Origin of the sequence: Agrobacterium sp. CCNWLW32, assembly GCF_037083425.1 — a bacterium.
GTDB classification, from domain to species: Bacteria; Pseudomonadota; Alphaproteobacteria; order Rhizobiales; family Rhizobiaceae; genus Agrobacterium; species Agrobacterium radiobacter.
Genome location: NZ_JBAOJM010000002.1, coordinates 571,285 through 590,192, shown reverse-complemented (window position 1 = coordinate 590,192; position 18,908 = coordinate 571,285). Strand labels below are relative to the sequence as shown.

The following is an 18,908-nucleotide window of genomic DNA, read 5'->3' as shown; positions in this document are numbered from 1 at the left end:
CTTCCCGCAAGGTCAGGAGTGCGAGGTAATCGGTTTCCGTGACAGAATGATGATGCGGAAGGAAAAAAGCGCATTCGAAATGCGGCAAATCTTCAGAATATGCCGAAGACACAGAAGGACCTGACGAGGCGGTGCGGCTGGCAGAAATAAGGACTGCGCGAGTGTCCTGATGGGATGACGAACGTCGTTGCGACTTTCGTCATCCCACCCCATCAAAGCTCAGTGCTGTGTTTTGCCGATCAGGCGCGAACGCAGTGAGTTAGAGATATGGTCGAACAGGAAAACGACCAGGAGGATAAGCAGAACCATATAGGCGACCTTGTCCCAGTCGGCATTGGTGCCCATCGCTTCCAGTAGTTTAAGACCAATGCCGCCCGCACCCACCGCACCGATGATGGTGGCGGAGCGCGTGTTGCTTTCCCAGAAATAAAGCGATTGCGAAATGAAGACCGGCAGAACCTGCGGCAGCACACCGAAACGATTGACGGCAATCGGGGATGCGCCGACCGATTTGACGCCCTCGCGCTGCTTGTCATCGACATTCTCCAGCGCCTCAGCATAGACCTTGCCCAACGCTCCTGTATCGGTGAAGAAGATCGCGGCAATGCCGGGGATCGGTCCGGGGCCGAAACTGCGAGTGAAGAACAGCGCCCAGATCAGCATGTCGATCGAGCGCAGGAAGTCGAACAGGCGCTTCATGCCCCAGTTTGCGGCCTTGTTGGCGGTAATGTTGCGCGCGGCGATAAAGGCGAGCGGCAGGGCGACGACTGTACCGAACAGCGTGCCGACAAAGGCCATGACCAGCGTCTGCATCAGCTTGGAAAGAATATCGGCATGTTGCCAGACGCTGTTGTCGAGGAAATCATCGACCATGTGGCCGATATTGGAGCGCTCGGGATCGAGCCTCTCTCCCCACAGTGCGAGAGCGGCGAGTTCGCCATAACCCTTGCCCCAGAATTCCGATTTGGTGTCGAACAGGAAGTTCGCCCATCCGAGGAAGCGGCGCTGCACATAGACCTGGCTGGCGCGGATTTCCGCCTGACCAGCAAAACCGTAATGCACGAGGACCTTCTTGCCGTCCTGCTGGATTTCGTCGGGCAGGCCCTGTGGTGCGACCGCTGCATCGTCGTTGATGACAACAGGGTAGCTCTTGCCGTCGACATAAACATCCACCCGTGTCGGCGTCACGTCGAGGCGGTTGTCCGAGCCCGCATAAACGACGCTATAGCCGCCATCCGGCAAAGGCTGCAGCCAGTCGATCTTTGCATTTGTCGGATATTGACCGCGGCTCGACCATTGCGGCTGAACCTTGCCGTCTTCGAAACGAAGGCGTGGCTGGGCGCGCCAGGAGTACCAGTCCTGAATATAGCTCGAGGCGCGATCCCAGCGGCCCTGCATGAAAGCCGGACCGACATTGAAAAAGAAAAAGCAGCCGATGAGATAGGCAGTGACGGCGAGAAGGCCGACGAGCAGACCATATCGCTGCATGAAACTGCGGTTGAACACCTGCGGATGTGCAGCCGTCAATCTTTCGCGGTCGGCGGTGTTGAGAATGAAGCTGGACGACATCAGGCCGCTCCCCGTCCGAATTCGAAGGATTGCTGGCCGATCAGCCTGCGGCGCAGCCAGCTGGAAAACTGGTCTACGGCGATGATGGTGATCAGCAGAAGGATGATGATGGCATAGGTTTTCGACGCATGATCGTTGCCAATCGACAGCCGAAAGACCTCACCGATGCCGCCGCCGCCGACCGCACCGATGATGGTGGAGGCGCGTACGTTGATTTCGGCGCGCAGCAAGGCGTAGGAAACGAAATTGGGCAGAACCTGCGGCACGATGGCGAAACGCACCCGCTCCAGCCAGTTGGCGCCGGCGGCGCGCAGACCTTCATCCGGCTTCATGTCGGCATTTTCCACCACTTCGAAGAAGAGCTTGCCTAGCGCACCGATCGTGTGGACCGAAATCGCGATGATCGCCGCGATCGGACCGATCGACAGGATGGCGGTGAGCAGCCCGGCAACGACGATTTCCGGAAAGGCGCGCAGCACTTCCATCACCCGGCGCACCACCCAGCGCACGAGGCCGGCGCCGACGAGGTTGGTGGAGGCGAAGAAGCAGAGCACGAAGGCGAAGCCTGTACCGATGATGGTCGAGACGAGTGCGATGTTGAGGGTAATGATCAGCTGGTAGATGAAATGCGGTATGTAGAAACTGTCGGTGATGTAAACACGATCCGCAATATAATTATATTTCATCGAGCCGTTGTCATAGGGCGACGGCAGGTCGAACATCGCCCGGACGATTTCCATCGGACTATCGGGCACAAAGGTTTTCATGAAATCGAAAAAATACGGCAGGCGCTCGAAGAACTTGCCTGAATTGGCCGCATTGGCGAAATTCAGCGAGGCGGCGAGGATGACGAGAAAGATCACGAGCGAAATGGCAGTATAAATCCGCCGCGTCGCAAGCTGCTGTTGATAGTGGCGCATGACCGTCTGGGACGATGCGCTCAATCCCTCGGGCGTGAGGATACCATGGTGCAGTGTGGTCGCCATGCCGCTTTCCTTTATTGGCAAAAACGGCGATGCCGCAAGGCACCGCCGCTTTCGGAACGGTGGGTCAGGATCAGCCGCCGATAACGGACTTACGGGCGTCGACGATCGTCTGGTAGAAGGACGGATCAACCTTGATGTAAGCGGTGTTCTTGCCCTGCGTGTAACCCTGGAAGCAGGCGAGGTCCTTCTTGGGCAGTTCCATGAAGAAGTCTTCGACCTTCTTCTTCATGCTGTCGCCGAGCTTGTTGGCGACCATCAGCGGGCCGTTCGGGATCAGCGGCGACTTCCAGACTTCGACGATATCGTCCATGTCGAGGTTGCCCTTCTTCACCATCTGGTGAAGGTTGCCGCCCGAGTAGCCTTCTTCCCACTTGCCAACGCCCGAACCGAAGGTGGTGCCAACGTCGAACTTCTTGTCGAGAACGGCGAGAACGAGGTTCTCATGGCCGCCGCCGAAGCCGGTTTCAGCGAAAAATTCCTTGATCGGCGTGCCGGTTTCCTTCGGGATGGCGACGTTCGGAACGAGGAAGCCAGAAGTGGAATCTGGGTCGGCGAAACCGATCTTCTTGCCCTTGGCGTCTGCAAGCTTCTTGATGCCGCTGTCCTTGCGGGCAACCATGATGGTGTAATAACCGCTGGAACCGTCAGAACCCGTATAGGTCAGGATCGGATCGACGGCCTTGGGGTCTGCGAGCGCGATCTTGGCGTAGGAGGAAGCGCCCATGGAGGCGATGTCGATGGTGCCGCCGAGCAGGCCCTGAATGACGCCGTTATAGTCCGGCGACGGGAAAACCTGAACTTCGGAAACGCCGGTCGCGGCCTTCAGGCCATCGGCAACGCATTTCGTGCTGCGGATCATGTCGGCTTCGTTTTCGGAACCGTCGAGACCGATGCGCAGAACCTTGACGTCCTGAGCCATGGCGGAACCGGCCAGAACGCCAAGGGCGACTGCCGAAAGAAGGACTTTCTTCAACATGGACTTTCTCCTGTTTCCCGGCGAGCCGGAGTTTGTTTTGAAATACCGGCCCTTGACGCGGGCGCAAACGATGCTGAGCGGTTCCTCAGAGCCCGGCGAGAGCCAGCGGTTCGGGACCGGCAGATTGCTGTACCGGACGGGCGGGAAGCTGCGCGCCGGGAATATTGATGCTGGTTGAGGTCATGGTCTCGTCGATGCCGGCTCCGTGTGAATCGGTGCCGTAGATTTCCGCGACCGCCGCAGCCGTCAGGTCAGCCGGCGTGCCATCAAAGACGACGCGGCCCTGCGACATGCCGATGATACGTTCGCAATAATTGCGCGCCGTATCCAGCGTATGCAGGTTGGTGATGACGGTGATGCCTTCGCGCTCATTGATGTCGCGCAGCGCGTCCATGACGATCTTGGCGTTCAGCGGATCGAGCGAAGCAATCGGCTCATCGGCCAGCACCATCTTCGGAGACTGCATCAGCGCACGCGCAATGGCGACACGCTGCTGCTGGCCGCCGGAAAGCGTGCCCGCCGCCTGCATGGCCACATGTTCGATGCCCAGTCGCTCCAGCGCGGCGATCGCCATCAGCCGCTCTTCATGGGTGAAGATGTTGAAAAGGCTGAGCGCCGTCGAACGGTGATTGAGGCGGCCGAGCATGACATTGGTCAGCACGTCAAGGCGCGGCACCAGATTGAACTGCTGGAAGATCATGGCGCAGTCGCGCTGCCAGTTGCGGAGCGCCGCGCCCCTCAACGCCGAAACTTCCGTGTCGTTGAAATGAATGGAACCCGAGGAGGGGTCAACGAGGCGGTTGATCATGCGCAGCAGCGTCGATTTTCCCGCACCCGAGCGTCCGATCACGCCGACCATCTGACCTTGCGGTATCTCGACATCAACGGAATCGACCGCAGTGTGCTTGCCGAAACGGCGCGTGACTTGCTTCAGGTGAAAGCTCATTTCCCCGTCCAATCTTCTTTTGACGGGGTTCGACGTAACAGCGGCGCGTGAAGTGGGGATGTCAGTTTGATGAATAAAATATTACAGATTTCCCCGGGCTTGGCGTCCACCTGTTCGCCGACGAAGCTCTCGAGAGGCATGTCAGGGCGTTGAAATTCGCCGGCATTTTAGAGTGTATCGACAAAAATCCCGGGGTTTCGCCCCGGGATTTGCACTTGCCTTGCCAGAGGTGAGATTTCACCCACCATATTTTGCAACGAAATCCTTGGCATCCAGGTTGCGGAAATCGTCGAGAGCGACGCGCAATGTTCCGTGATCCCAATCCCACCACTTCAGATCATCCATTTGCCGGCCCAGCTCCGTCGGGAAGCGTTCCCGGATCAGCCGTGCGGGTACGCCGCCGACAATGGTATAGGGCGCAACGTCTTTCGAGACGACCGCACCCGCCCCGATCACCGCGCCGTTCCCAACTGTGACGCCGGGCAGGATCGTTGCGCCATGGCCGATCCAGACATCGTGGCCGATCACCACGCGTTTGGCGCGGCGGGCGGCAAAGAAGTCCGTTTCATCCTCGGCGTCGTCCCAATAGCTGTGAGCGCGATAGGTGAAATGATGCAGCGTCGCCCGCTGCATCGGGTGATTGGTAGCGTTGATCCGGACGGAAGCGGCGATATTGACGAATTTGCCGATGGTGGCGCACCATATCGCACCATCCTGCATGACATAGGAGTAATCGCCCATCTCGACTTCCTCGATGCGGCAGCGTTCCGAGATTTCGGTGTAGCGGCCGATCGAGGAATTGGTGACGCGTGCGCTTTCGTGGATGACGGGTTCGAGACCGACTTTCACGCTCATGCTGCGGCCTTCCGGGGGGAGAATTGCGAAACGTCGAGAATTCGGTCGGCCACGGCTTCGCGCACTTCCTCATCATGGAAGATGCCGAGCAGCGCCGTGCCTTTTTCTTTTTTCTCCCGGATCATGTCCACCACAACGCGCCGGTTGGTGGTGTCGAGCGAAGCCGTCGGCTCATCGAGAAGCAGGATTGCATGATCGGTGATGAAACCGCGCGCGATGTTGACGCGCTGCTGCTCACCGCCTGAAAAGGTTGCCGGCGGCAGCGACCATAGTTCCCGTGGCAGATTGAGCTTCGAAAGCAATGCCGCCGCCTGTTCGCGCGCATCCTCAGTGGCAACCTTGCGCGCCAGAAGCGGCTCGGCAACCACGTCGATGGCCGCGACACGCGGCACGGTGCGCAGGAACTGGCTGACATAACCGATGGTGCGGTGGCGGATATCGAGGATCTTGCGCGGGGAGGCATTGCCGATATCGACGACCTCACCCTCATGGCGGATGAGAATCTGCCCGCTGTCGATGGCGTAATTGCCGTAGAGCATTTTCAGGATCGAGCTTTTGCCGATGCCCGAAGGACCGCCGAGTACGACACATTCGCCGCTGCAGACTGAGAAATTGACGTCGCGGACGACAGGCAGCTCGATGCCGTCGCGAAGATGCATGGTGAAGCTTTTGAAGACTTCCGAAACGATGAGAGGCGTCGTCATGGTGGGTTCTTTCTTCCTGCGCGTGATTTTATCCGAAAACCGGGGACCACTTTTCGGAATCACGCGGCTAGACCTGCAAAATGGAGGAAACAAGCAGTTGCGTGTAGGGCTCGCGTGGATCGTCCAGCACGCGGTCGGTCAGGCCGTGCTCGATGACATCACCGCCCTTCATCACCATCATGCGGTGAGACAGCAGCCGCGCGACTGCGAGATCATGGGTGACGACGACAACGGCGAGACCGAGATCATTGACGAGGCCGCGGACCAGATCGAGCAGACGCGCCTGCACGGAGACATCGAGGCCACCGGTCGGCTCATCCATGAAGACGAGGCGCGGCGAGGTGACGAGGTTGCGGGCAATCTGCAGGCGCTGGCGCATCCCACCCGAGAAGGCGCGGGGCTGGTCGTCGATACGGTCGGTGCCGATTTCCACCCGCTCCAGCCATTCGCTGGCCGATTGCCTTATATTGCCATAATGCCTGTTGCCGACAGCCATCAGCCGCTCGCCGACATTGGCGCCGGCGGAAACCGCCATGCGCAGCCCATCTGCGGGGTTCTGGTGCACGAAACCCCAGTCCGTCCGCATTAGGAAGCGCCGTTCGGCCTCACCCATATGATAGAGGTCACGCACCGAACCGTCGCGCATGCGATATTCCACACTGCCCGCCGTTGGCATGAGACGGGTGGAAATGCAGTTGAGAAGCGTGGTTTTGCCGGAGCCGGATTCGCCGACGATTGCCAGAACCTCGCCGGGATAAAGCTCAAAGGAGACGTTGCGGCAACCGGCGCGGTCGCCATAATATTTGGAAACGTCCCTGACTTTCAAAAGCGGTGCGTCGCTCATTCTGCGGCCTCCTTCACATCCGCCAGCAGATGGCCCTTGTGGCCATGGGCGCGGCGGTCCTCGCAATGGTCGGTATCAGAGCAGACGAACATCCGCCCGCCCTTGTCGTCCAGCACCACCTCGTCCAGATAGACATTCTCGCCACCGCACAGCGCGCAGGGCTTGTCAAAGCGCTGGATCTCGAACGGATGGTCCTCGAAATCGAGGCTGACGACGTCCGTATAGGGCGGCACGGCATAGATGCGTTTTTCGCGCCCGGCGCCGAACAGCTGCAATGCGTCCGAGAGATGCATTTTCGGATTATCGAATTTAGGGGTCGGGGATGGATCCATAACATAACGCCCGGCAACCTTCACCGGATAGGCGTAGGTGGTGGAGATGCGACCGTTGCGGGCGATGTCCTCGTAAAGCTTGACATGCATCAGGCCATATTCTTCCAGCGCGTGCATGACGCGGGTTTCGGTCTCGCGTGGCTCCAGGAAGCGCAAGGGCTCGGGGATCGGAACCTGATAGACCAGGACCTGGCCCGAATGCAGCTCCTCTTCCGGAATACGGTGCCGCGTCTGGATGATGGTCGCATCCTTCGTGCGGGTGGTGACGGCAACATTCGCCACCTTCTGGAAGAAGGCGCGAATGGAGACGGCGTTGGTGGTATCGTCGGCGCCCTGGTCGATGACCTTGAGTACATCGTCGGGACCGAGGATGGAGGCGGTCAGCTGCACGCCGCCGGTGCCCCAGCCATAGGGCATGGGCATTTCGCGGGAAGCGAAGGGGACCTGATAACCGGGAATGGCGATGGCTTTCAGGATCGCCCGGCGGATCATCCGCTTGGTCTGTTCGTCCAGATAGGCGAAGTTGTAGGCGGCCAGCCCGTCGTCAAATGAAACTTCTTTAAGCATTGCGCGTTAGCCTTGTGAAAAAAGGAGTACAAGCTCATGGAGATTGGAATTCTTGCAGCCGTGTTCTTTGCTGTCTTTGCAGCATCGACCGTCTTTTGCGCCCTTTGGTTTGGTGAGCAGGGCAGCCGCTGAGCTATTCGGCCGCATCGCCCATCCACTCCGCGCCATCGGCGTTGATCGCCTCGAAATCGGCACGCATTTTCCTGACCAGACCGAGTTCGGCCTGAAAATCCACGTAGTGCGGCAATTTCAGATGTTCGACGAAGCCTGTCGCCTGCACGTTGTCGGCATGTGAGATGACAAATTCCTCGTCCTGCGCGGGGGCGACGACATCCTCGCCGAATTCGCCCGCCCGCAGCGCCCGGTCGACCAGCGACATGGCCATCGCCTTGCGCTCGCTCTGGCCGAACACCAGACCGTAACCGCGGGTGAATTGCGGCGGTGCCTTGGCCGAGCCCTTGAACTGGTTCACCATCTGGCATTCGGTGACCTGGATGTCGCCGAGCGAAACGGAGAAGCCGAGTTCCGGCACGTCGAGTTCGATCTCCACCTCGCCGATGCGGATTTCGCCGACGAAGGGATGCGTGCGGCCGTAACCGCGTTGCGTCGAATAGGCGAGTGCGAGAAGGAAGCCCTCATCACCGCGCGCCAGCGATTGCAGACGCTGGTCACGCGCCATCGGAAATTCCATCGGCTCCCGCGTCAGGTCGCCGGCAATATGATCATCAGGCATATCGCCGTCGCTTTCGATCAGCCCCTCCTCGGCCAGAATGTCGGAAACGCGCATGACATAATCAGGCTCGCCTTCCCGCTGGGTGGCGGTCTCGACGGCTTCGTCTTCCAAAAGAGTGGGGTCAAGCAGGCGATGGGTATAATCGAAGGTCGGCCCCAGCAATTGTCCGCCGGGCAAATCCTTGTAGGTTGCGGAAACGCGGCGCTGGACCGTCATGCCGGCGGTGTCCACCGGAACCGAATAACCGAAACGCGGTAGCGTGGTGCGGTAGGCGCGCAGCAGGAAGATGGCTTCGATCATGTCGCCGCGGGCCTGCTTGACGGCAAGCGCCGCAAGCGACTGATCATAAAGGGACGCTTCCGCCATTACACGGTCGACGGCGAGCGAAAGCTGCGAAACGATCTGCGCAACGGTCATCGCGGGCAGGTCGCGGTCTCCGCGCCGCTTGTCGGCCAGAAGCCGGTGGGCGTTGGCGATGGCGGTCTCTCCGCCTTTGACAGCAACATACATCTTATGCCTCCACGGGTTTGATGCGCGTCGTGCGCGGCAGGCAGACAAATCGGTCGGCGGATGTCAGGATGACGTCGACGCCGCGCGGGAAAGCGGCATTGTTTTCCGCCCACAGCCTCGGGAATATGTCCGGCAGGCCGGTGGGGCTGATGATGTTGACGTGGCGAATGCCGGGGCCAGAGAGCAGCAGTTCCCGTCCACCGTCCAGATCAGGCAACTCGACGATAAGCGTTGTGGAGCGGTCGGGATATTCCTGGCTGCCCTGGGCGAAGAGGCCGAAGGAGGCAATGGCGCTTCCCGCCTCGATGACGGCGAAATGTGCCGCGGTTTTTTCTTCCGTTGCCACTGCCCCGGTGTGAAATCCGATCCAGCCCGGCACCGCGGTTTTGCGCAGCGGGCCGCTCAGCCAGACCGGCGTATCATGGTCGCAAAGCGCCAGCAGAACCGCGCCGGTTGCAACGCCAAGCGGTAGCGGCGGGGCGGCCGCCGTCTCGATGGTCTGCGGTGTGCCCGGACGGGCCATGCCGTCCATCAGCTTTTTGAAAATCCGTTGGGAATCGAAGACGGCGTCAGAAAAACCGCCGGTCAGTGCTTCGGCCTTGACGCTCATCAATCCTCTCCTCGAACCATGGTGAAGAAATCGACCCGGGTGGCGGCAGTTTCCTTGGTCGTGCGCTGTTTTTCCGCGGTCAGCCTTTTTTCGACCGGGGAAAGAAGCTCGGTCTCGATAAAGTCCCGTGTCGGGCTTTCCTGCCAGAGGGCGTCGAAGACGGCGGCATACCAGGCCTTCTTGCGGCCGGTGCCGAGAACATGGGCATGGCCGACGGTGCCGGATGCGAGCTTGATCGTTGCCCGGGTAACGGTGGTTTCGCCGAGATTAAAAGGTGCCCCGCCGCCGCCGATACGGCCCTTGACCATGACGAGGCCGGTTTCCGGTCCGCGCACATTTTCCGTCTGGGGGCTGGCGTCCTGCCGGCTCCACACCGTTTCGAGTTCCTGAACGGTGGCGCGGGCAAGAAGGGCCGCCACTCGCTTTCTCTCCGCATGTATATTCGCAGCTTCGTTATTCATCGCTTGACCTCTAATGTCTATTGATATAGACAACTATACAATATAAGCTACAATTAACGTCGATGAATGACAAGCGTGTGACATGAGCCCTGCGGCAGCGATGAAAAGAAAGAACGGCGTGGCGCTCTGGCGGCAGATCGCCGACCGGATCAGAGGCGAGATCGCGGCAGGCGATCACGACGAAACCGGCATGTTGCCGCCGGAAATGGCGCTGGCTGAAAAATTCGGCGTCAACCGCCATACTGTGAGAAGCGCCATTGCCGCATTGGCCAGTGAAGGCATTCTCGAGCCGATGCAGGGGCGTGGCACGATGATCGCCCGCAAGGAGCGCCTGAGTTTTCCGATTTCACGGCGCACGCGATTTACGGAGGGCATTGGCGATCAGGTGAAGGAAATGGAGGCGCTGCTTCTGTCCCATACCACCGAGCCGGCCAATGCCGATCTGGCGGCGCGACTGCAAGTGCCATCAGGCGCGCCTCTCGTGCGCCTCGAAACGCTGCGCAAGGCGGATAACCGCCCTGTATCCCGCTCGACCACATGGTTCCCGGCCGACCGTTTTGCCGGAATAGGCGAGGCCTATCAGAAAAGCGGCTCGATCACGGCCGCTTTCCAGATGCTCGGCGTGGCGGATTACGTGCGCATTTCCACCGTCATCTCCGCCAGCCATGCGGATACGCAGGATCTGGCCGATCTCGAATTGTCGCCGGGCGCGATCCTGCTCGTCACCCAGGCGCTGAACGCCGATATGGATGGCGTGCCGGTGCAATACGCCATCAGCCGTTTTTCGGCCGATACGGTCGAATTCACGGTGGAAAATTGAGGTGAAAGCCGCGGCGGAAGCTTATTCCGTCTGCGATAGGCCCAGCACATCGAGCATCGAATAGAAGCCCGGCTTCTTGTCGAAGGCCCAGAGCGCTGCCACAATTGCCCCGCGTGCGAAGATGGAGCGGTCGCCGGCATAATGGGAAAGCTCCACGCGCTCTCCCTCTCCGGCGAAGATCACCGAATGTTCGCCAATTACGGAACCGCCGCGCAGCGTGGCGAAACCGATGGTGCCGGTCTCACGCGCGCCTGTATGCCCGTCGCGCACGCGAACGGAAGAGGCCGCGAGATCAACCTTGCGACCGGCCGCTGCTGCTTCGCCGAGCAGCAATGCAGTACCCGAAGGCGCATCCACCTTGTGCTTGTGGTGCATTTCAAGGATTTCGATATCCCAGTTCTGCGCATCCAGCGCCTGCGCCGCCTGCTGCGTCAAAACGCTGAGCAGGTTGACGCCGAGGCTCATATTGCCCGACTTGACGATGCGGGCATGGCGCGACGCCGCCTTGAATTTTTCCTCATCTTCCGATGAACAGCCCGTGGTTCCGATGACGTGCACGATGCGAGCCTGCGCGGCGAGGCCCGCAAAGGTGACGCTGGTTGCCGGAGAGGTGAAATCAATCACCCCTTCCGCATGCAGGAAGGCTTGCAAAGGATCGCTGGTGATCTCGACGCCGATCGGGCCAAGACCGGCGATCTCACCGGCGTCGCGGCCGACAAAAGCGGAGCCTTCGCGTGCGACGGCGGCATGCAGCTGAACGCCAGGGGTCTGGTGAATGAGGCGGATGAGCGCCTGTCCCATGCGGCCCGCCGCGCCGACCACCACAAGTTTCATGCCGCTGCTGCCCATGCTGTCACTCACTTTTCATGTCGGGCGGATCGGAACCCGCCGGTATCGGATGTTGGATGTTTACGCAGCGACGTTAAAGACCGTCCGCCCGCTTCGCAAGCATCACATAAGAACAGCCCGAGCGATCAGGCTCTCCAGCGTCGCCCGTCCAGCGACAGGCCGAAATCGGATGGCGTTCTTGAATAGGTGGCGAGACCGGAAAGGGCGGCCTGCGGATGGGTGACGACGAAGGTCGGGATGGTCCGCATCAGCGCGCTGTGCGGCGCCTTGTCCTCGAAGGCGGCCCGGAACTCCGGGCTTTTCAGCGCCGGAACGATCTTCTGCGAAATGCCGCCGGCCAGATAGACGCCGCCCTTGGCCATGAAGATCAGCGCGAGATCGCCTGCCACCCGGCCGAGATAGGTGCTGAACAGCGAAAGTGTTTCTTTAGCCTGCGGGTTCTTGCCCGAAAGCCCGTGCGAGGTGATGTCGGCCGGATCGGAAAAGACGGGTTCGATGCCATCGGCTTTGCAGACGGCACGGTAAAGATTGACCAGCCCACGCCCGCAGAGGATCTGTTCGCCGGCGACGCGGCCTTCGATGGTTTCGATATGCGGGAAAACCGCATAGTCGCGCGCGCTTCTCGGGCCGATATCGATATGCCCGCCTTCGCCAGGCACCGGAAACCACATATGGCGGGCATAAACCAGTCCGGCAACACCAAGCCCTGTGCCTGGCCCAAGAACGACGCGCGAAGCCAGCACATCTTTTTTGCCGGAGCCGATGGCGTCGCGGTTATCGTCGTCCAGTGCTGCAATCGCGAGAGCCTGCGCTTCAAAGTCATTGATGACGATGACGTCCTTCAGGCCGAGATTGGCCAGCATGTCCTTCGGTTTGACAACCCAATGGCAGTTGGTGAGCGGAATCTCGTCACCTTCGATCGGGCCGGCAATCGCAAGAATGGTCGAGACCGGCTGAAGCGAGGTCTTGTCCAGAACCGCCTGCTGGATGGCGTCGTCGATCGTCGGATATTCCGCCGTCTTCACGGTGGTGAGGTGCACCGGTTCCGCAAAGGAATCGATCAGAATGGAAAAGCGGGCGTTGGTACCGCCGATGTCGCCAAGAAGGATCGGAAAGGACAGATATTCGGTATCGGACGTCTTCGGCATTGCCTGTTCCATTGTCGGAGTGTCAATTGGCGACGTGGAAGTCGATGAGGTTTTCTGCGGTGGCGCGGTTGAGCGCCATGGGAATGTCATAGACCGTGGCAAGCCGGGTCAGCGCCTTCACGTCAACATCGTGCGGCATGGCTGTCAGCGGATCGGTGAAGAAGATCAGCATGTCGACTTCGCCTGTCGCGATCATCGCGCCGATCTGCTGGTCACCGCCGAGGGGGCCGCTTTTGAGGCGAGTGACTTCAAGTCCGGGACAGGCTTCCTGTACCCGCCCGCCGGTTGTGCCGGTGGCGACGATCCTGAAACCGGCAAGCGCCTTCTGGTGATGACGGGCGAAATCCGCCATATCGTCCTTTTTCTCGTCGTGAGCGATGAGCGCGATACAGCGTTGTCCTTCCATGGTCCCAGCCTGTCCTCAAAGAATTAAATCGATTTGAAGCCTTCTATAACAGCTTGCCGCCATTTGAAAAGGGAAGCTGTTGAATGCCTCATTTCTGTTTCAGTTCAATGTCGGACGCTGGGTCGGAAGCGGAATATCCGAAGGCGGCTGCAGGGCGGGGGCGGCCTGAATGACCTGTTCCACGCTTTGCTGGCGCGCGGCCGGGGCCTGAACCGGCGCTGGAGAATAGGCCTGGGCGGCAATGCCCTGGCGGTTGGCGGAAGGGGCCGCAGCCACGGCAGCGCAGGCGGAAGGCAGGTCGGAGACCATGACCGGACGCGGTTTCACCGGCTTGGCATTGGGGTCCTTTTTCGGCGGCGCCCATGGTTCCTTGCTGAACCACCAGGCAAGCGACTTGTCGCAGCCGTCACCTTTGCCCACGGCCGCCTGCGGTTTGCAATTGGGCGCGCCGGGCGGGCATTCGAGGCGGATGTGGAAATGCTCGTCATGACCATAGATCGGCCTGATCTTGCCCATGAAGGTGCGGTCGCCGGTCCAGGTCTGGCAGAGTTTCTGCTTGATGGCCGGGTTGACGAAGACGCGCTCCACCTGCGGATAGCTTGCCGCCATCATCACCAGCCGGGCATTGAGCGGCGACCATTTGCGGTCATCGACCGTCAGGAACTTGCTCTTGTCCAGCATGGAAACGAAAGGCACCGTTTCGCGCTGCTCCACGGTCAGCCGGGGGGTGGGCATGGGTCGCCACCACACATCGACATCGAGGCCGATCTGGTGCGACGCATGGCCTGTCAGCATCGGGCCGCCACGCGGCTGGGAAATGTCGCCGAGCAGCAATCCCGGCCAGCCGATCTTCTGTGCGTCCTGCGAAAATTGCTCGAGGAAAGAAATAAGCTGTGGTTGGCCCCAGCGCCGGTTGCGGGAAAGGCGCATGGCCTGCCAGCCGGGACCATCAGTCGGCATGGCGATGGCGCCGGACTGGCAGCCCTTGGCATAGGAGCCGATCGGCTGCGAGCCCGTGGCGGAAGGCAGCGCCATATGGCCGAACACTTCTTTTGCGGGCCTGTCCTCGGCCGATGCGGTTTCCATCTGCAACTGCAGTGCGGAGACGACCGAAATCGCCAGCATGGCCGCCTTGAAAACTCTCGATGATCCCGCCGTCATATAGTCGTGCCCGTCCGATCAGATGATTCTCTTCCCCTCAGGATAAACTGGAACGGGATTTTGTTGAAACCATGTTTCGCCCCGCATCTCGCAAACCGGGAAGATAAAGGCGCCGATAAAGAGCTTGTGAGCCGGTGCATCTGTTTTTTGCCAATCTTTGTTTTATGCTCTCTCCAACAAACACGAAAACAGGGACATTCCCCCAATGATATTGGCACCACTGAAATCCCGTCTCCTCATTGCCCTTGCGGCATCCGCCTTGCTGATACCGGCGACGGCCTCCGCACAATCGGCCGATGTATGGCGAAAGGGGATTTCGACGGTCGGGGAACTGAAACATCCCGATGGCTTCGATCATTTTGACTATGTGAACACCAAGGCACCCAAAGGCGGCACGCTTCGTCTGTCGACGACGGGCACCTTCGACACGCTCAATCCGCTGCTCGCCAAGGGTGAGGCGGCGACGGGCCTTTCGCTGGTTTTCGATACATTGATGAAGTCGACGGAAGAGGAGCTGTCTGCCTCCTACGGCCTGCTGGCCGAGGGGGTGAGCTATCCCGACGATATTTCGAAGGCCACCTTCCGGCTGCGTGCGGACGCCAAATGGGCTGATGGCAAGCCGGTGACGCCAGAGGATGTCGTCTTCAGCTTCGAAAAAGCGAAGGACCTCAGCCCGCAGCTCGCGACCTATTACATCCATGTCACCAAGGCAGAGGTGAGCGGCGAAAGGGACATCACCTTCACTTTCGATGAAAAGAACAATCGCGAATTGCCGCAGATCGTCGGCCAATTGCTGATCGTTCCCAAACACTGGTGGGAGGCCGCCGGTCCGGACGGCAAGCCGCGCGACATCTCGCGCGGCACGCTCGAGCCGGTCATGGGCTCGGGGCCCTACAAGATTGCGTCAGTCTCTCCCGGCTCCACAATCACCTATGAACGCCGCGACGACTACTGGGGCAAGGACGTCAATGTGAATGTGGGGATGAATAATTTCAAAACCATCGCCTACACCTTCTTTGCCGATCAGGATGTGGACTTTCAGGCCTTCAAGTCCGGCACCGTCGATTTCCGGCAGGAAGCCTCCTCCAGCCGCTGGGTCACCGGTTATGATTTTCCGGCCGTCAAGGAGGGCCGCGTCAAGAAGGAAGAGCTGCCGAACATCTATCGTTCCGTCGGCATCATGCAGGCCTTCGTGCCGAACATGCGCAGGGAGAAGTTCCAGAACCCGAAACTGCGCAAGGCGCTCAATTACGCCTTCGATTTCGAGGAGCTGAACCGGACGCTGGCCTATGGTCAATTCCAGCGCATCAACAGCTTCTTCATGGGCAGTGAACTGGCCTCTTCCGGACTGCCGACCGGTCGCGAGCTGGAAATTCTGCAGGAGCTGAAGGATCAGGTTCCGCCGGAAGTCTTCACGACAGAATATCGCAACCCGGTCGCCGGTGATCCGGCCAAGCAGCGCGACAATCTGCGCGAGGCGGTCAAGCTGATGAAGGAGGCCGGTTACGAACTGCGCGGCAACCGCATGGTCAATGCGGCGAGCGGACAGCCGCTTGATATGGAGTTTCTGATAGATTCCGCCGGCATGGAAAGAACCATCCTGCCCTATGTCCAGAACCTGAAGAAGATCGGCATCAACGCGACGATCCGCACGGTCGACGCCTCGCAATATACCAACCGCACCCGCAGTTTCGATTATGACGTGATCGTCAAGCTCTGGGCGACCTCGGCGAACCCGGGTAACGAACAGGCGGATTTCTGGGGCTCGGCCGCCGCCGATCGGCAGGGATCCAATAATATTGCCGGAATCAAGAACCCGGCCGTTGATGCGTTGGTCAGGAAGGTCATATTCGCGCCCAACCGGGATGAGCAGGTGGCTGCGGCACGGGCGCTCGACCGGGTGCTTCTGGCAAACAGCTACGTCATACCGCAATTCTACCGCGGCGAGATGTTCATCGCTTACTGGAATACGCTCATTCGCCCGGAAAACCTGCCCGAATATGGTGTCGGTTTTCCTGATGCATGGTGGTCCAGCCAGGCCGGAAACTGACGCCGGCCTTGCTTTCGCGGCAAAGGCTTGATTCACATAGGGCGAGACGAATCGCTTAAAGCGCGCAGGCAGCGCTTTCAGGAAAGGACCGGGTTTGACAGAAACGAAAACCGCTGACGTATCGGCCGGGAGCAAGGGCTGATGGGCGCCTATATCCTCAGACGTCTGGCGCTGATGATCCCGACCATTATCGGCATTATGGGCATTTCGTTTCTCGTCATCCAGTTCGCGCCCGGCGGGCCGGTGGAACAGGTCGTCGCGCAGCTGACGGGGCAGGGCGACAGCGCTTCCGACCGTCTCTCCGGCGGCGGCGATCTTCTCGGCCAATCCGGCGGTTTCGATGAAAGCGGCTCGAAATATCGCGGCGCGCAGGGGCTCGATCCGGAGCTGATCGCCAAGCTTGAGAAACAGTTCGGTTTCGACAAGCCGCCGCTCACCCGCTTTCTTGAGATGATGTGGAATTACATCCGCTTCGATTTCGGCGACAGCTTCTTCCGAAATTCCTCTGTCATCGATCTCATCATCGACAAGCTGCCGGTGTCGATGTCGCTCGGTTTCTGGATCCTGATCATTTCCTACATCATCTCCATTCCGCTCGGCATCAAGAAGGCCGTTTCCGATGGCTCGACTTTCGATGTCTGGACATCAGGCATCATCATCATCGGTTATGCGGTGCCGAGCTTCCTGTTCGGCATTCTTCTCATCGTTCTCTTCGCCGGCGGCTCGTTCTTCGACTGGTTCCCGCTGCGTGGTCTGGTGTCGGATAATTTCGCGCAGCTGAACTGGTGGCAGAAGATCATAGACTATTTCTGGCACCTGACCCTGCCGCTGATCGCGCTGTCGCTCTCGGCTTTTGCGACGACGACGCTTCTGACCAAGAATTCCTTCATTGACGAGATCAAGAAGCAATATGTCATCACCGCCCGCGCCAAGGGTCTTAGCGAACGCAGGGTTCTTTATGGCCACGTCTTCCGCAACGCGATGCTGATCGTGATCGCCGGTTTCCCGGGCGCCTTCATCTCGGCCTTCTTCACCGGTTCGCTGCTGATCGAAAACATCTTCTCGCTCGATGGCCTCGGCCGCCTCGGTTATCTCTCGGTGGTCAACCGTGATTACCCGATCGTGTTCGGCACACTCTTCATCTTCTCGCTGATGGGCCTCGTGGTCGGCCTGATTTCCGACCTGATCTATACATGGATCGATCCACGTATCGACTTCGAGCGGAGGGACGTGTGATGACACTTGCCCATACCGCAGAAACGGAAACGCTGGTGAAACCGAAGCGTCCGTGGTTTTCGCCAACCACCAAGCGCCGTTGGCAGAATTTCAAGGCAAACCGGCGCGGTTACTGGTCCTTCTGGCTGTTCCTGATCCTGTTTTTCCTGAGCCTGATCGCGGAATTCATCGCCAATGACAAACCCGTCCTCGCCTCCTACAAGGGTGAGATTCTGGTGCCGGTCATGGTTGATTATCCGGAGGAAAAATTCGGTGGGTTCCTGGCCCAGACCGACTACAAATCCTCCTTCATTCAGGATGAGATCAACGCCAATGGCTGGATGATCTGGCCGCCGATCCGTTATTCCTATCAGACGGTCAATTCCAATATTCCGCATTCCGCTCCCACCGCGCCCTTCTGGCTGATGGATGAAAAGGAACGGTGCTCGGCCTATCCGCAGGGCAATGCCGATCCCGGCTGCACGCTCGGCAATCTCAACTGGCTTGGAACGGACAATCAGGCGCGCGACGTCACGGCGCGGATGATCTATGGCTTCCGTATTTCCGTTCTTTTCGGCCTGACGCTCACCATCGCGTCCGCCCTCGTGGGGGTCACGGCCGGCGCCATTCAGGGTTACTTCGGCGGCTGGACGGATCTGCTTCTGCAGCGTTTCATCGAAATCTGGTCGTCAATGCCGGTGCTTTACATCCTGCTCATCATCGCGGCCATCCTGCCGCCGGGCTTCTTCGTGCTGCTCGGCATCATGCTGCTCTTTTCATGGGTTGGCTTCGTCGGCATCGTCCGGGCCGAATTCCTGCGTGCCAGAAACTTCGAATATGTCCGCGCCGCCCGCGCCCTTGGCGTCGGCAACTGGACGATCATGTTCCGGCATCTTCTGCCCAACGCCATGGTGGCAACGCTGACCTTCCTGCCCTTCATCCTGTCCGGTTCGATCACCACATTGACCTCACTCGATTTCCTCGGCTTCGGCATGCCGCCGGGATCGCCGTCGCTGGGCGAGATGATCGCGCAGGGCAAGAACAATCTTCAGGCGCCCTGGCTTGGTCTCACCGCCTTCTTCACCATGTCCATCATGCTCTCCCTCCTTATCTTCGTCGGCGAGGCGGTTAGAGACGCCTTCGACCCACGCAAGACGTTCCGGTGA

The 18,908-nt window shown here is 59.7% G+C and carries 19 protein-coding genes; 4 read left to right on the top strand and 15 right to left on the bottom strand.

Annotation, left to right across the window (positions count from 1 at the left end):
- Positions 1–219: 219 nt before the first annotated feature.
- The 11 genes from phnE (V6R85_RS06795) to phnG all read right to left on the bottom strand — a co-directional run bounded on the left by phnE (V6R85_RS06795) (position 220) and on the right by phnG (position 10,093).
- Positions 220–1,569 (bottom strand): phosphonate ABC transporter, permease protein PhnE, encoded by a 1,350-nt coding sequence (phnE, locus tag V6R85_RS06795; protein WP_003507311.1) that lies wholly within the window; start codon positions 1,567–1,569, stop codon positions 220–222.
- Positions 1,569–2,555: a phosphonate ABC transporter, permease protein PhnE gene (phnE, locus tag V6R85_RS06790; RefSeq protein ID WP_003507313.1), complete on the bottom strand. Its 987-nt coding sequence runs from the start codon at positions 2,553–2,555 to the stop codon at positions 1,569–1,571. The genes phnE (V6R85_RS06795) and phnE (V6R85_RS06790) overlap by 1 nt, the downstream gene beginning before the upstream one ends.
- A gap of 70 nt (positions 2,556–2,625) precedes the next feature.
- A complete protein-coding gene (phnD, locus tag V6R85_RS06785) occupies positions 2,626–3,531 on the bottom strand; it encodes a phosphonate ABC transporter substrate-binding protein (RefSeq protein WP_003507314.1) in 906 nt (301 codons plus the stop codon).
- 85 nt (positions 3,532–3,616) lie between these two features.
- Complete coding sequence (gene phnC / locus V6R85_RS06780) at positions 3,617–4,477, bottom strand: phosphonate ABC transporter ATP-binding protein (protein ID WP_080865714.1); 861 nt, start codon at positions 4,475–4,477, stop codon at positions 3,617–3,619.
- A gap of 237 nt (positions 4,478–4,714) precedes the next feature.
- Entirely contained in the window at positions 4,715–5,332 is a 618-nt protein-coding gene (locus tag V6R85_RS06775; protein ID WP_003507319.1) for a transferase hexapeptide repeat family protein, read from the bottom strand.
- Complete coding sequence (phnL, locus tag V6R85_RS06770; protein ID WP_080865716.1) at positions 5,329–6,036, bottom strand: phosphonate C-P lyase system protein PhnL; 708 nt, start codon at positions 6,034–6,036, stop codon at positions 5,329–5,331. The genes V6R85_RS06775 and phnL overlap by 4 nt, the downstream gene beginning before the upstream one ends.
- A 67-nt stretch (positions 6,037–6,103) precedes the next feature.
- On the bottom strand, positions 6,104–6,880 hold the full coding sequence (gene phnK / locus V6R85_RS06765; protein ID WP_003524419.1) for a phosphonate C-P lyase system protein PhnK: 777 nt from the start codon (positions 6,878–6,880) through the stop codon (positions 6,104–6,106).
- A complete protein-coding gene (locus V6R85_RS06760) occupies positions 6,877–7,779 on the bottom strand; it encodes an alpha-D-ribose 1-methylphosphonate 5-phosphate C-P-lyase PhnJ (RefSeq protein WP_003507325.1) in 903 nt (300 codons plus the stop codon). Before V6R85_RS06760 ends, phnK begins: the two co-directional genes overlap by 4 nt.
- 133 nt (positions 7,780–7,912) lie before the next feature.
- A complete protein-coding gene (locus V6R85_RS06755; protein WP_080865717.1) occupies positions 7,913–9,022 on the bottom strand; it encodes a carbon-phosphorus lyase complex subunit PhnI in 1,110 nt (369 codons plus the stop codon).
- A 1-nt stretch (position 9,023) separates the two neighbouring features.
- Entirely contained in the window at positions 9,024–9,632 is a 609-nt protein-coding gene (gene phnH, locus V6R85_RS06750) for a phosphonate C-P lyase system protein PhnH (protein ID WP_161973975.1), read from the bottom strand.
- Positions 9,632–10,093 carry a phosphonate C-P lyase system protein PhnG gene (phnG, locus tag V6R85_RS06745; protein WP_035213085.1) on the bottom strand — a complete coding sequence of 154 codons (462 nt, stop codon included), beginning with the start codon at positions 10,091–10,093 and terminating at the stop codon, positions 9,632–9,634. The genes phnH and phnG overlap by 1 nt, the downstream gene beginning before the upstream one ends.
- Positions 10,094–10,175: 82 nt before the next feature.
- Here phnG and phnF point away from each other — a divergent pair, with 82 nt between their 5' ends.
- Positions 10,176–10,913: a phosphonate metabolism transcriptional regulator PhnF gene (gene phnF / locus V6R85_RS06740; RefSeq protein ID WP_003507334.1), complete on the top strand. Its 738-nt coding sequence runs from the start codon at positions 10,176–10,178 to the stop codon at positions 10,911–10,913.
- Between the two features lie 21 nt (positions 10,914–10,934).
- Here phnF and dapB read toward each other — a convergent pair whose 3' ends face one another.
- The 4 genes from dapB to mepA form a co-directional block, all read right to left on the bottom strand.
- Positions 10,935–11,762 carry a 4-hydroxy-tetrahydrodipicolinate reductase gene (gene dapB, locus V6R85_RS06735; RefSeq protein WP_060722760.1) on the bottom strand — a complete coding sequence of 276 codons (828 nt, stop codon included), beginning with the start codon at positions 11,760–11,762 and terminating at the stop codon, positions 10,935–10,937.
- Positions 11,763–11,887: 125 nt separating this feature from the next.
- Positions 11,888–12,910, bottom strand: a complete 1,023-nt coding sequence (locus V6R85_RS06730; RefSeq protein WP_003507337.1) for a glucokinase — start codon at positions 12,908–12,910, stop codon at positions 11,888–11,890.
- 22 nt (positions 12,911–12,932) lie between these two features.
- Positions 12,933–13,316: a methylglyoxal synthase gene (locus tag V6R85_RS06725; RefSeq protein WP_003507338.1), complete on the bottom strand. Its 384-nt coding sequence runs from the start codon at positions 13,314–13,316 to the stop codon at positions 12,933–12,935.
- 99 nt (positions 13,317–13,415) lie between these two features.
- Positions 13,416–14,477 (bottom strand): penicillin-insensitive murein endopeptidase, encoded by a 1,062-nt coding sequence (gene mepA / locus V6R85_RS06720; protein ID WP_060722761.1) that lies wholly within the window; start codon positions 14,475–14,477, stop codon positions 13,416–13,418.
- 205 nt (positions 14,478–14,682) lie between these two features.
- Here mepA and V6R85_RS06715 point away from each other — a divergent pair, with 205 nt between their 5' ends.
- From V6R85_RS06715 to V6R85_RS06705, 3 genes are all read left to right on the top strand, one after another.
- A complete protein-coding gene (locus tag V6R85_RS06715) occupies positions 14,683–16,527 on the top strand; it encodes an extracellular solute-binding protein (protein WP_060722762.1) in 1,845 nt (614 codons plus the stop codon).
- 141 nt (positions 16,528–16,668) lie between these two features.
- On the top strand, positions 16,669–17,763 hold the full coding sequence (locus tag V6R85_RS06710) for a microcin C ABC transporter permease YejB (protein ID WP_003507347.1): 1,095 nt from the start codon (positions 16,669–16,671) through the stop codon (positions 17,761–17,763).
- The gene (locus V6R85_RS06705; RefSeq protein ID WP_003507348.1) at positions 17,763–18,908 is read left to right on the top strand and encodes an ABC transporter permease; all 1,146 of its coding nucleotides are present in this window, start codon (positions 17,763–17,765) and stop codon (positions 18,906–18,908) included. The genes V6R85_RS06710 and V6R85_RS06705 overlap by 1 nt, the downstream gene beginning before the upstream one ends.

Coding starts and splice junctions, on each gene's coding strand:
- phnE (WP_003507311.1), bottom strand. CDS start 1,569: ATGTCGTCCAGCTTCATTCTCAACACCGCCGACCGCGAAAGATTGACG.
- phnE (WP_003507313.1), bottom strand. CDS start 2,555: ATGGCGACCACACTGCACCATGGTATCCTCACGCCCGAGGGATTGAGC.
- phnD (WP_003507314.1), bottom strand. CDS start 3,531: ATGTTGAAGAAAGTCCTTCTTTCGGCAGTCGCCCTTGGCGTTCTGGCC.
- phnC (WP_080865714.1), bottom strand. CDS start 4,477: ATGAGCTTTCACCTGAAGCAAGTCACGCGCCGTTTCGGCAAGCACACT.
- V6R85_RS06775 (WP_003507319.1), bottom strand. CDS start 5,332: ATGAGCGTGAAAGTCGGTCTCGAACCCGTCATCCACGAAAGCGCACGC.
- phnL (WP_080865716.1), bottom strand. CDS start 6,036: ATGACGACGCCTCTCATCGTTTCGGAAGTCTTCAAAAGCTTCACCATG.
- phnK (WP_003524419.1), bottom strand. CDS start 6,880: ATGAGCGACGCACCGCTTTTGAAAGTCAGGGACGTTTCCAAATATTAT.
- V6R85_RS06760 (WP_003507325.1), bottom strand. CDS start 7,779: ATGCTTAAAGAAGTTTCATTTGACGACGGGCTGGCCGCCTACAACTTC.
- V6R85_RS06755 (WP_080865717.1), bottom strand. CDS start 9,022: ATGTATGTTGCTGTCAAAGGCGGAGAGACCGCCATCGCCAACGCCCAC.
- phnH (WP_161973975.1), bottom strand. CDS start 9,632: ATGAGCGTCAAGGCCGAAGCACTGACCGGCGGTTTTTCTGACGCCGTC.
- phnG (WP_035213085.1), bottom strand. CDS start 10,093: ATGAATAACGAAGCTGCGAATATACATGCGGAGAGAAAGCGAGTGGCG.
- phnF (WP_003507334.1), top strand. CDS start 10,176: ATGAGCCCTGCGGCAGCGATGAAAAGAAAGAACGGCGTGGCGCTCTGG.
- dapB (WP_060722760.1), bottom strand. CDS start 11,762: ATGGGCAGCAGCGGCATGAAACTTGTGGTGGTCGGCGCGGCGGGCCGC.
- V6R85_RS06730 (WP_003507337.1), bottom strand. CDS start 12,910: ATGCCGAAGACGTCCGATACCGAATATCTGTCCTTTCCGATCCTTCTT.
- V6R85_RS06725 (WP_003507338.1), bottom strand. CDS start 13,316: ATGGAAGGACAACGCTGTATCGCGCTCATCGCTCACGACGAGAAAAAG.
- mepA (WP_060722761.1), bottom strand. CDS start 14,477: ATGACGGCGGGATCATCGAGAGTTTTCAAGGCGGCCATGCTGGCGATT.
- V6R85_RS06715 (WP_060722762.1), top strand. CDS start 14,683: ATGATATTGGCACCACTGAAATCCCGTCTCCTCATTGCCCTTGCGGCA.
- V6R85_RS06710 (WP_003507347.1), top strand. CDS start 16,669: ATGGGCGCCTATATCCTCAGACGTCTGGCGCTGATGATCCCGACCATT.
- V6R85_RS06705 (WP_003507348.1), top strand. CDS start 17,763: ATGACACTTGCCCATACCGCAGAAACGGAAACGCTGGTGAAACCGAAG.